Origin of the sequence: Thermodesulfovibrio sp. 1176 (assembly GCF_029946585.1) — a bacterium.
Classification (GTDB): domain Bacteria; phylum Nitrospirota; class Thermodesulfovibrionia; order Thermodesulfovibrionales; family Thermodesulfovibrionaceae; genus Thermodesulfovibrio.
The window spans coordinates 190,916-201,083 of record NZ_JARZRZ010000004.1; the positions used below are offsets into that span (position 1 = coordinate 190,916).

Below are 10,168 nucleotides of genomic sequence, written 5' to 3' on the forward strand. Positions count from 1 at the left end.
GGTGATTTATGAGTAAAATATTTATTTTTATAATAGCTTCAATAATTTTCCCCTGTCTTGTTTTTGCTCAAACATACACAGTAAAAAAAGGCGACAATATCTACAGGATTTCAAAAAAATTCAATGTTACAGTTGAAGATATTAAAGAAGCAAATAATTTAACAACTGATAAATTGCAAATAGGAATGAAACTTGAAATTCCTGAAAAAAACAGTAAAATTACAAAAAAATCAAAGGAACTTAAAAATTCAACAGAACCTCAATATCACATTGTAAAAAAAGGCGAAAATTTATATAGAATTGCCAAAAAATACAATATATCAGTCGATGAACTTAAAAGGCTAAATGATTTAAACAGTAACAAATTAAATATAGGGCAGAAACTACTTGTAAAAGCTCCAGTTAAGCCAAAGGAAAATTTATCAATAAGAGAGAATGAAAAAGTTCCTGCTTTATCTAATGCTAAATTAGACATAGAAGAAAAAAAGGAGGAAATAGAGGAAATTAAAGCATCAGAAGATCTTTCCCAAATGAGCATAACAGAGAGATTACTTCTTTTTGCAAAAAAGATGCTTCATCTGCCATACAGATTTGGTGGAAATAGCTTTAGTGGACTTGATTGCTCCTTTTTTGTGAAAAAAGTTTACTCAATGGTTGGAATTGATTTGCCAAGAAGTGCAAGAGAACAGTTTACAGTGGGAGTACCAGTTAAAAAAGAGGAACTTCAACCTGGTGACCTTGTATTTTTCAGAACCTATGCAAAATTCCCTTCTCATGTAGGAATTTATCTTGGAGACAATCTCTTCATTCATGCATCAACAAGGTCAAAAAAAGTAACAATTGACAGCCTTGAAGCACCCTACTACCTAAGTAGATACATTGGTGCAAAACGCATTCTTGGAATTAACAGAGAATCAATCGAAAAGGCTATAGAAGAAATTAAAAATCAGGAAGGTTAATTTGAATAAATAATTTTACCCATATCACGGGTGTCATATCCACCAAGAGACTGAACTGATTTTTTAAATTCTTCATCTTCTCTTATTACTTTTAAAACTGCTTGAAGTATTGGAAGTTCAAGGAATTCTTGAGGAATAAGTATATCATATCTTTCTTCTGTAACAGGAATAAAATCAAGCCCCAATGCCTGTGCAGCAGATAAAATTCCTAATCCAACATCAGCTCTTCCTGTAAGCACTGCTGAAGCTACTGCCATATGGGTGTATTCATCCCTTTCATAACCTTTTATAGACTCAGAAGATATCCCAAGCTCTTTTAAATGTTTATCAAGAAGAAGTCTTGTTCCTGAACCAGCTTGTCTGTTTATGAAAACAACATCTTCCCTTATAAGGTCTTCAAATCCTTTAATATTTTTTGGATTACCTTTTTTCACAATAAACCCCTGAATTCGGTAAACAAGATTTATAAGTACAACTTTTTTATCTAGTAAAAGCTTTTTTATAAAAGGAACATTATACTGCCCAGTTTCCTCATCAAGGAGATGAGTTCCTGCCATGTGAGCTTCTCCCTTTTTGACTGCAATAAGTCCACCCATTGAACCAACATGTGCAGAGGAAAGGGTTACATGGGGATAATTTTTTCTTAAAAAGTTATACAAAACATCGAGGGTGTTGTCATGACTTCCAATACATACAACAGTGCTGTCAATCTCCTCTTTACTACGCCATAAATTTACCACCACCTCAGTACCCTGTGAAAAGCCTTCAGAACCTCTTGGAATAACAATATACCCATCTGCTCTTACCACAGACATAAGCAGTCCTGCTCCTCTTCCCATTGGTGTTACTATGTATTTACTACCTACCCTTCCAACTTTTACTCTTACAAATTCATCAACACCTATGTTTGATGAAATCTGTCTTGAAAGTATTGCTTTGAGTTGTTCTTCTTTCTTTGTTGATACACCAAGATAAAGTTCTATAATAGGCTTAACAAAAAGGTTAAAGCATAAAAAGGCTGATACAGGATAACCAGGAATTCCTAAAACAGGCTTATTATCTATAAATCCTGCAATAAAGGGTTTACCTGGCTTTATTGCAACGCCATTTATAATAATTTCTCCGAGTTCATTTATAACTTTATATGTAAAATCTTCTTTTCCATATCCAGACCCAGCATTAAGTAAGACAACATCACATTCTTTTAGAGCATTTAATATGGCATTCTTTATTGCCTTTTCTTCATCGGGAACAATTTGATAAATTTTTGGCTCTGCTCCTACTTCAGTAACTAAACTGCCTAAAACAGCTGAATTATATTCTATGAGTTCCGGTGGGTTCGGCATCCTCTCTTTAATTGTTTCAACATCAATTAGTTCTGAACCTGTCGGAATAATTCCAATTATAGGTTTCTTTCGTACCTTTATTTCTGTTATACCACTTGCAAGCATTGCTCCAATATCTGCAGGTCGTACAACATGACTTTCAGGGATAATCAGCTCTGTTGCAACAATATCTTCTCCAATTGGTCTTACATCATTGTAAGGAGGCACAGATGCGTAAATCTCTATAAATCCTTCTTTTATATTTACATCCTCTACTGGTATTACTGCATCAAAGTCATGAGGTAATGGGTCTCCTGTTTCAATCCAATGTGTATCAACGCCGATTTTAAGTCTTACAGGTTCTCTTTCAGTAGCCTGAAAGGTATCACGGGCTCTAACAGTATATCCATCCATTGCAGCGGAGTGGAAATAGGGAGAGGAAAATTGAGCAGTAACTGCCTGAGCTGTAATCCTTCCTAAAGACTCTTTAACTGGAACTAATTCAAAGGCAATTGGGGTAGAAACCCTTTCTTTAAAAGAAGATAAAAGTTTTTCCTTTGCTTCATCAAGAGATAAAAGTTCATGAAAAACTTTCTTGCTCATTACTCAATTATTCTCAATCCGATTATATTCGATGATCGCCTTATATATCCACGCTTCTGTACAACTATATCAAGAGGAAGACTGATTATATCAATTAAAAAAGGGTCTTTATATTTTATATACTGTTCTTCTTTAAAGCTTTTTATATAGGTATTACATTCAAGACAGAGCTCTGCTCTTATTTCTTCTTCATCAAGAAGTATCTCAATTCTTGTTGAATTTTTATTAAAACAATAGGGACATCCTATTCTAAAAAAGCTTCCGCCATGTTCACAGAGAGGACAAATCATTACCCTTTCATTGTTTTCAACAATCATTGAAAGGGATGAGTCTGTTCCACAGATTGGACATTTTCCAGTATCCATAAAAGATGCCTTCTGTCCTTCTTTTCTTAAGAAAACAAAAAAGGGTTTGCTCAAAATGAAAAGCATTCTGTCAATTTCTTCCCTTGAAAGTTCTTCACTCTGAATCGGAAGTGACCATAGACTTGCTGGATCTTTAACAGGATTTTTACCACTTTTTAAAATTTCATCCTTCAAAAATGAAATTGATTCATAGGGGATTTGAAAAACAGAGGAAAAATTTTTAAGGACTATATCAATTAATTCGGTATAACTGTCAAGTTTTACTCTTTCTTTTTCTTTTTTGCATTGGTCAGTTAAAGTTTTAATTTTTTCATAAAGCTCAAGAGGACTTTGCAAATGAGGCTTTTCTTTTATTATATCTTCAATTTTCATAGTTCCTCCAATAAAATTAAGGAATTTCTGGTGGTTTAATTTGTAAATCTTCTCCAGTAAGTGCCTCTACAAGAAAGGTTTTCAATGCTTTCTTTTCATCTTCTGTCAAATTAAGAGGTTTCAACACTCTGTTTCCTTCTCCTCCACCTTTGTTGAAGAATTCAATAACTTCATCAAGGCTCTTAAATATACCATTATGCATATATGGAGCAGTTTTTGCAACTTCTCTCAAGGTAGGTGTTTTAAAGGCTTTATAATCCTGTTTTTTCTTCGTTTTAAAATATCTGCCAAGGTCTTCCTTTACATTCATGTAATCAGGATATTTATTAATTTTGGCTACATAGCGCCTTGTAGTTATAAATTTATCTTCATTAACATATTTCGGATTTTCTGGAACCATCAAAGCATGAAACTCATGATCACTTAAGTAAGCTCCATAATGGCATTCAATGCATTTCCCCTTACCTTTAAAAATCTCAAGACCCTTTTTAGCCTCTTCACTTAATGCATTTTTATCTCCTCTTAGAAATCTATCAATTGGTGCATTCTTAGAAATGAGAGTTCTTTCAAAGGCAGCAATTGCCTTTGCTATTAATTTAATATTTACTTCCTGACCGAAAACTTTTTTAAAGGCTTCTCTATATTCAGGGACAACTCTAATTTCTTCTTCTAAAAATTCAAGATTCTGATTCATCTCAAAGGCTGACATAATTGGAAATTCTGCCTGTTCTTCAAGAGTCTTAGCTCTTCCATCCCAAAAAAGATATTTGGCATAAGCCACATTCAATAAAGTTGGTGCATTCCTTAAGTTTCTTGTTGTTGGATAACTTAAAGAGATTTCAGAGGCATCTGTAAAAGCTTTTTCAGGATCGTGACAGCTTGCACAGCTTGTAGTTCCATCTCCTGAGAGTCTTCTGTCAAAAAAAAGTTTTTTACCAAGCTCAACTTTTTCTTGTGTCATTGGATTGTCTTTTGGAATAGGTGGTAAAGGTAGTGGTTCAAGTTTTTTTTTCTCTTTATCAGATGCAAAGCCCTCAATATTTACAAGAGCGAAAATGATTAGAAAAACACTTACAATAAAAATAATGTTACTTTTTTTTAACATTTTGAAGCTCCTTTAAAATTATCTCCTTAAAATAATCATAATCTCTTACTCCTAAAACCTTTATTCCATTGATATAGAAAGCAGGAGTAACATAAAGATCTAAATCTTTTGCAAGTTTTAAATCTCTTTCAATTATTGAAGCACCTTCTTGATTGTCTATTGCCTTTATAAATTTTTCCAGATCGAGATTAAGCTCCTTTGCATAGCCAATTAAAGATTCTCTGTCAAGTCTTGGTGAGCCTTTAATTAATAACTCATGCATTTGAGCAAATTTACCCTGTTTCCATGCCTCCACTGCTGCCTCTGCTGCAATTCTTGCATAATCTCTATATCGATAGGGGAAAAATTTAATAACAAGTTTTATTTTACCCTCAAACTCCCTAACCAATCCATCAATGGTCGGACCGACCTCTACACAATGGGGTCATTGATAATCAATAAACTCAATAATTGTAACAGGAGCGTTTTCAGAACCAATGTATGGTGAATTCTCAATAGATATGAAATATCTCTTTTCACTTGCCAAAACAGAAGAGCAAAAAAGAAATAATAAAAAAAAGATAAAACTTAATCTTCTCATAGAATCCTCCTTTTAAAATGCCCCCTGCAGGAGTCGAACCTGCGACACCAGGTTTAGGAAACCTGTGCTCTATCCTACTGAGCTAAGGGGGCTTGAAAAAATTATACCAAATTGACCGTAACTTAAACAAATTGATATAATTTTAAAATCTTTATACAATTAAGGGAACAAAAATGATTCTTGTAAAAAGTGTAATGGTAAGTAATGTTTATACCCTTTCAACAGAAAATACAATTTTGGAGCTTTTAGAATTGATGTCCCAAAGAGGAATAGGTAGTGTTATCATAACCAATGATAAAAAATTTCCAGTACAAATACTTACGCTTAGAGACATCCCTAAAATTTTTAATTTATCATTGTCAACTAATAAAATAAGTGATCTACTTATTAAACTTAATAAAAATAATTCAAAATTGATAACTATAAGAGCATCGCAACATTTAATAACTGCGATGAATCTAATGAATCAATACAATATCAGTCATTTACCAGTCATTGATAAAAATAATCAATTAGTTGGAATAATTAGCATGAGAGATCTTTTAAAACATTTTCCAGGTGTGGTATTTATAGACCCTTTAACTGGGCTTAACAATAGAATTTATTTAGATATTCTGAAATTAAAGATAGAAAAAAGTAAAATGAAAATATGCATTTTTATGATTGATATAGATAATTTTAAAAGAATAAATGATGAGTATGGACACTCAGTAGGTGACATTGTCTTAAAAAATGTTGCTAAAACTTTAAAATCTAATATAAAAGGATTTGACGAAGTAATAAGATACGGTGGTGAAGAATTTTTAGTTATTTTATACAGATGTGAAATAAATCACATTTATAATATTGCAGAAAGATTAAGAAAGAAAGTAAAACAAATAAAAATACCAAAATATGAATCAATTAATACAACCGTAAGTATCGGCGCATACAGTTATGAACCAGGAGAGGATATAGATGAAGCAATAAAAAAAGCAGACATAGCAATGTATCAGGCAAAAAAAGCTGGCAAAGACAGAGTTTCTATATATGGAAACCAATAATATTTTCAATTTTGATATTAACGCTGAAGACTTAACAGAAATTTTCAATAATATAGAACATAATCTCTCTTTATTGGATGAAGAATTTAATGTTCTTTGGGCAAATAAAGCATATATAGAAAGACTCGGCAAAACATATGATAAAGTAATTGGTAAAAAATGTTACTCCCTTTGGCATCATAGAGATAAAGTATGCGAAAATTGTCCATGCGATGAGGCATTAAAAACTAACAGGGTAGAAACCAATGAAAGGATATCTGCAGAGGGAAGATATTATTTACTAACTGCAATACCACTGAAATACAGTAAAAATAAGAAACTGATCTTTGAAATAGGGAAAGAAATAACAGAAACTAAGATAGCAAAAGAAAAATATAGGGAAGCCATTGAATCTCAAGCAATAAATTCTATTTTAACCAACTTTACTCATCAACTCACAAATATCTTAACTGGAATATATGGTTTTGCTCAATTACTTGAAAAAAATATTAAAGAGGAGAAAATGCAGAAATATTTATATAATTTAATAATTGCCTCTGAAAAAGGATTAAAATTTGTAAATGCTTTAAAAAAACTAAAATCCTCTATTTCAAACGAAGCTATCTTCAATTTAAATTATCTCTTAATATCATTAAAAAATACGATTAAAGAAATTTTAGGAGACGATATTATATTAGAGACATCTCTTTCTGAAATACCTCAATTAATAAAAGGGGATCCTTTACAAATAAGAGAGTTGATTATTGAATTAATAAAAAATGCCAAAAATTTCATTCAAGGGAAAGGTGTTGTATCAATATCTACGGAAAAAGTTAATTCCAAAGTATTACTTAAAATTCAAGATTCTGGACAGGGAATGGATGAAGAAACACTCAAACACTGTTTTGATCCTCTTTTTTCAACAGATCCCAAAAAATTTGGTTTAGGTTTAACAATTGTAAAGGGTATTGTAGAAGCTCATAACGGTTATATAGAAATAAAAAGCAAAAAAGATTCTGGCACTACAGTTAATATTTACTTTCCCTCTGTTACTTAACAACCAAAACAGGGCATTTAGAGTATTCAACAACTTTTGAAGAAACGCTTCCAATAAGAAATTTTTTTGTTCCGTGTTTTCCGTGAGAACCTGTAACAATTAAATCAACTTTCATTTTATGAGCTGTTTCAAGTATTTTTTCAGCTGGATCGCCCTGTCTTACAAGAAATTTAATCTCTATTGGTTTACCAGATAGAGATTTTCTAATTCTTTCCATTGTATCTTCTGTTTCTCTGGTTAAAACTTCAGTTATTCTTTGTCTGTCAGCATCGGAAAGTTCTGTAAGATAGAGCTCTGGGACAACAGCAAGTACAGTAAGAGATGAATTCATACTTAAAGCGATCTCCAGTGCCTTTCTTAATGCCTTGTCTGAAGCTTTTGAGCCATCATGGGCTACTAAAATTCTCTGCATTTTTAATTCCTCCTTATATCTTTATGTCTTTTAACAAATCTCTATATTCTTTATACCACTGAACTGTTTTACTTATTCCTTCTTCAATAGATACTTTTGGAATCCAACCAATGTATTGTTTTGCTTCTGTTATATCTGCCCATGTAGCAAAGATATCTGCTGGATGTCTTGGTTGCCATTGAATTTCTGCTTCTTTACCGAGAAGTTTTTCAATTAGATTGATAACATAAATAAGTTCTACTGGATTGTCATTACCAAGATTTAAAATTTTGAAACCTTCAAGATTAAGACATGATACTGTTGCTTCTGCAATGTCTTCAATAAAGGTGAAATCTCTTTTTTGTCTACCATCGCCATATACAGTAATTGGTTCACCAGAGTCTATTTTTTTTATAAATCTAAAAATACTCATATCAGGTCTACCAAAGGGACCATATACTGTAAAATATCTTGGAATTATTGTATTTATTCCATATAGATAGTGATAACTATAGCAGAATAATTCAGCAGATTTTTTTGATGCTGGATAAGGTGCAAGGGGTTTATCAGTAAAATCAGAGACTTTAAAGGGAATCTTATCTGTATCTCCGTAGACACTTGAAGTTGATGCTAAAACAAAAACTTTTACATTAAAATCCTTAACACATTCCAGAAGATTGATTGTTCCCTTTACATTTGTGTCAAGATATCCCCATGGATTTTCTACAGATGCTCTTACTCCAGCTCTTGCAGCAAGATTTATGATTCCCTCTATTTTATGGGATTTAAAGATTTTCCTTAAAGTATCCAGGTCTTCGATGTCTCCCTTGTAAAAAATAAAATTTTCATATTTTTTTAAAGAGTTCAATCTTAATTCTTTTATTTTTGGGTCATAGTAATCGTTGATATTATCAATTCCAATAACTATAAAATCTTTTTTTAAAAGTAAATCACATGTTGCCCATCCTATAAAACCAGCACTTCCTGTAACTAATATAGTCTGCATAGTTTTATATTTTAACATAAAAATTTACTTTCTTTGTTTTATTTTTATTTCCAAGGGAGTGTATTTAAAATCAAAAGTTTCTCTTAATAAATTCTCGAGAAATTTTATATGATGTTGTTTAACTGCGGATTCATCATTTACAAAGGTCACAAAAGTAGGAGGTTTGATACCGACCTGTGTAATATAATAAAATCTTAATTCTTTTCCATGAGAAGAAAGAACTGCATCCTTTAATTTCTGGCTAAAAAGCTTATTTAACTCTGAGGTGGATACTCTTTTGTGATATTCTTCTAATATTTGATCAATAAGAGGAAATATTTTTGTAAGTCTTGTCTTATCCTCTCCAGAAACAGTTAAATAGGGAACATAATCTACAAACCATAACTTACGCTTTATTTCATTCTTAAAAAATTTTACCCTATTGTCTTTCTCTTCATTAGGTATTAAATCCCACTTATTTATTAATAAAATCAATCCCTTTTTTTGTTCTGCCACTATTCCTGCAATTTTTTGATCCTGATTAACAATACCCTCTGTTGCATCAATTACAAGGATTGCAATATCTGCTCTTTCTATGCTTCTTAAAGCCTTAAAATATGAAAGTTTTTCAACATAGGCTATTTGTGTTCTTTCATTTTTATAGTAAGAAAGCCTTTTTATTCCTGCTGTATCGATGAATAAATATTTTTTTCCATAGTAAGTACATATAGCATCAACAGCATCTCTTGTTGTTCCGGGAATAGGGCTTACAATCATTCTTTTTTTACCAAGTAAAGCATTGATAATTGTTGATTTACCCACATTAGGTCTGCCAACAATGGCAATTTTAGGCAATTTTTCTGTTTCAAGTTTGACTTCATAGTGTTTTGGAATTTTTTCTAAAATTTTATCAATTAGTTCTTCTATTCCATATCCTGTAATTGCAGAGACAGGTACAAATTCATCTGTTCCTATGGGGTAAAAATCGAATATTATGTTAAGCTTTGAAGGGTTATCTATTTTATTAATTACCCATATAATATCCTTTCCAGTATTTCTAAGTCTTCTTGCTATCTCTATGTCAAAGGGAAGTAATCCCTCCTTTCCATCAAGAAGATGAATGATAAGGTCTGCATCTGATATTGCCATATTAACCTGTTCAAGCATCTGTTTTTGAATAATATCCTCTGCCTTTTCATCAGGGAAAAATCCGCCTGTATCAACAACGCTAAATTCTCTATCATCCCATTTTGCTAATCCATAATTTATATCTCTTGTTACACCTGGGAGTTTATCTGTAATAGCTTTAATTTTTTGATTAGATTTAATTAATCTATTAAAAAGCGTTGATTTACCCACATTGGGTCTACCAACAATAACTACTGTAAACATTTTTTTTCTCCT

10 protein-coding genes, 1 tRNA gene and 1 pseudogene are annotated in these 10,168 nt (G+C 31.7%); 3 read left to right on the forward strand and 9 right to left on the reverse strand.

What is annotated here, in order from left to right:
• Nucleotides 1-8: 8 nt before the first annotated feature.
• Nucleotides 9-959 (forward strand): C40 family peptidase, encoded by a 951-nt coding sequence (locus QI155_RS08605; protein ID WP_068860302.1) that lies wholly within the window; start codon nucleotides 9-11, stop codon nucleotides 957-959.
• Here QI155_RS08605 and QI155_RS08610 read toward each other — a convergent pair.
• The 6 genes and pseudogenes from QI155_RS08610 to QI155_RS08635 all read right to left on the reverse strand — a co-directional run bounded on the left by QI155_RS08610 (nucleotide 956) and on the right by QI155_RS08635 (nucleotide 5,401).
• On the reverse strand, nucleotides 956-2,887 hold the full coding sequence (locus tag QI155_RS08610) for a molybdopterin biosynthesis protein (RefSeq protein ID WP_068860300.1): 1,932 nt from the start codon (nucleotides 2,885-2,887) through the stop codon (nucleotides 956-958). The genes QI155_RS08605 and QI155_RS08610 overlap by 4 nt on opposite strands.
• On the reverse strand, nucleotides 2,887-3,624 hold the full coding sequence (gene fdhE / locus QI155_RS08615) for a formate dehydrogenase accessory protein FdhE (RefSeq protein WP_068860298.1): 738 nt from the start codon (nucleotides 3,622-3,624) through the stop codon (nucleotides 2,887-2,889). Before fdhE ends, QI155_RS08610 begins: the two co-directional genes overlap by 1 nt.
• 16 nt (nucleotides 3,625-3,640) lie before the next feature.
• A complete protein-coding gene (locus QI155_RS08620; RefSeq protein ID WP_281321439.1) occupies nucleotides 3,641-4,729 on the reverse strand; it encodes a cytochrome c peroxidase in 1,089 nt (362 codons plus the stop codon).
• Nucleotides 4,713-5,141 (reverse strand): annotated as a pseudogene (locus QI155_RS08625) (thioredoxin domain-containing protein); the annotation flags it as partial. The pseudogene QI155_RS08625 and the gene QI155_RS08620, both read right to left, overlap by 17 nt.
• 12 nt (nucleotides 5,142-5,153) lie before the next feature.
• Entirely contained in the window at nucleotides 5,154-5,309 is a 156-nt protein-coding gene (locus tag QI155_RS08630) for a hypothetical protein (RefSeq protein ID WP_173894043.1), read from the reverse strand.
• An 18-nt stretch (nucleotides 5,310-5,327) separates the two neighbouring features.
• Nucleotides 5,328-5,401, reverse strand: a tRNA-Arg gene (locus tag QI155_RS08635).
• Nucleotides 5,402-5,482: 81 nt separating this feature from the next.
• Here QI155_RS08635 and QI155_RS08640 point away from each other — a divergent pair.
• Nucleotides 5,483-6,352, forward strand: coding sequence for a GGDEF domain-containing protein (locus QI155_RS08640; RefSeq protein ID WP_068860296.1), 870 nt, complete (start codon nucleotides 5,483-5,485; stop codon nucleotides 6,350-6,352).
• The gene (locus QI155_RS08645) at nucleotides 6,339-7,388 is read left to right on the forward strand and encodes a PAS domain-containing sensor histidine kinase (RefSeq protein ID WP_068860294.1); all 1,050 of its coding nucleotides are present in this window, start codon (nucleotides 6,339-6,341) and stop codon (nucleotides 7,386-7,388) included. The genes QI155_RS08640 and QI155_RS08645 overlap by 14 nt, the downstream gene beginning before the upstream one ends.
• On the opposite strand, the gene QI155_RS08650 is transcribed toward QI155_RS08645, so the two are convergent.
• The 3 genes from QI155_RS08650 to der are packed head-to-tail and all read right to left on the reverse strand — an operon-like array spanning nucleotide 7,381 to nucleotide 10,156.
• Entirely contained in the window at nucleotides 7,381-7,800 is a 420-nt protein-coding gene (locus QI155_RS08650) for a universal stress protein (RefSeq protein WP_068860292.1), read from the reverse strand. The two genes, QI155_RS08645 and QI155_RS08650, sit on opposite strands and share 8 nt — an antisense overlap.
• A gap of 13 nt (nucleotides 7,801-7,813) precedes the next feature.
• Nucleotides 7,814-8,785, reverse strand: a complete 972-nt coding sequence (locus tag QI155_RS08655; protein ID WP_068860345.1) for a GDP-mannose 4,6-dehydratase — start codon at nucleotides 8,783-8,785, stop codon at nucleotides 7,814-7,816.
• Nucleotides 8,786-8,809: 24 nt separating this feature from the next.
• Nucleotides 8,810-10,156, reverse strand: a complete 1,347-nt coding sequence (der, locus tag QI155_RS08660; RefSeq protein ID WP_068860290.1) for a ribosome biogenesis GTPase Der — start codon at nucleotides 10,154-10,156, stop codon at nucleotides 8,810-8,812.
• Between the last annotated feature and the right edge of the window lie 12 nt (nucleotides 10,157-10,168).